Origin of the sequence: Dietzia sp. CW19 (assembly GCF_014145265.1) — a bacterium.
GTDB lineage: Bacteria > Actinomycetota > Actinomycetes > Mycobacteriales > Mycobacteriaceae > Dietzia > Dietzia natronolimnaea.
In genome coordinates this window covers 1-1,276 of sequence record NZ_JAALEE010000557.1, presented here as the reverse complement: position 1 = coordinate 1,276, position 1,276 = coordinate 1, and the positions used below count along the sequence as shown (strand labels likewise).

Annotated in this window: 2 protein-coding genes; both read right to left on the bottom strand. The window is 58.5% G+C overall.

Annotated elements, in window-relative coordinates; all coding sequences use genetic code 11:
- Positions 1-31: 31 nt before the first annotated feature.
- Positions 32-916, bottom strand: a complete 885-nt coding sequence (locus G6021_RS15670) for an IS3 family transposase (RefSeq protein WP_202959127.1) — start codon at positions 914-916, stop codon at positions 32-34.
- The gene (locus G6021_RS16975) at positions 913-1,206 is read right to left on the bottom strand and encodes a transposase (RefSeq protein ID WP_095719256.1); all 294 of its coding nucleotides are present in this window, start codon (positions 1,204-1,206) and stop codon (positions 913-915) included. Before G6021_RS16975 ends, G6021_RS15670 begins: the two co-directional genes overlap by 4 nt.
- Positions 1,207-1,276: the final 70 nt, after the last annotated feature.

Here is a 1,276-nt window from a genome sequence, read left to right as displayed (position 1 = left end):
TGGAGTGTTCCCGCTAAAGTGGCCACTGCAATTAAGCGGCGAGTTCGTATATGTCTCTGAATCCTAGTTCATACTCGGCTGGTGTCAAATATCCCAGTGTGGAATGTCGTCGTGCCCTGTTGTAGTACTCCTCGATCCAGGTGAATGTGCTCTTTGTGAGTGCTTTCAGGGTGGGCCATGGGCGCGTGTGAATGAGTTCCTTTTTGTAGCTCGCGAAGAATGATTCTGCGACCGCATTGTCGAAACAAATTCCAGTGCGCCCCAACGATCGTCGGATATTGTTTTTCGTGCAGTACTTGTCGAAGTCAGCGGACGTGTATTGAGTTCCGCGATCGCTGTGAAATATTACTTTTCCGGGTGGTCGACGACGAGCGATGGCCATGTCCAGTGCGTCGGTGACCAGCTCGGTGCGCATATGGTCGGCCACGGCCCATCCGACGACCATCCGGGAGTGCAGATCGATGACGGTGGCCAAGTACGCCCAGCCATTCCAGGTCCGCACGTAAGTAATATCGCCGCACCACTTGGTGTTCGCCTCGGCCGCCGTGAAGTCACGGCCGACGAGGTCAGGTGCAGGAACGGGGCGCTCTCCGGCGACGGTGGTGCGCTTCCACGCCTTCGGGTGGCGGCCTTCCAGGCCTGCGGTTTTCATGAGCCGCCACACCCGCTTGTGCGAGACCCGATGGCCGCCGGCGGCGAGCTCTGCGCGCATACGACGAACGCCAGGGCGGCCGTTGAGACGCTCGTAGAGGCACTCGATCAGCGTGGTCAGTTCGTCGTCCCGCAGGTCTCGAGCTGAGCGGGATTTGCCACGCCATTTGTAATAGCCAGAAGTCGATACGTCGAGTTGAGCACACATGAACGTGACCGGATAGGAATCGGATTCAGCCCAGTCCGCGATAGCCGCGAATTTCACCGCGGGTCTTTCGCGAACCAGGTCGCTACTTTTTTTGCGAACTCCGCCTCCATCCGGGCGTGTTTCACTTCTTCGCGGAGACGCTCGAGTTCCGCCCGCTCGTCCTCATTCAACGGGCGGTCAGACTCGCCGTTTCCCTCGTCTCGGGACTTCTTCACCCATTTCCCCAACGTCATCTCGTGAACGCCGATACTGCGTGCAACCTCGGCGATCGCACGACCATCATCGATAACCAAACTTACCGCGTTGGCCTTGTACTCGGGAGTGAAGCTCCGACGAGTCGATCCCATAATCTGCTCCCTCTATCTCGGGGGAACTCTCCGCTCATCTCCGCGTGTCCACCAGAACGGGAACGGTCCA

Excerpts from the sequence above, each read along its gene's own strand:
- G6021_RS16975 (WP_095719256.1), bottom strand. The coding sequence starts at position 1,206 with ATGGGATCGACTCGTCGGAGCTTCACTCCCGAGTACAAGGCCAACGCG.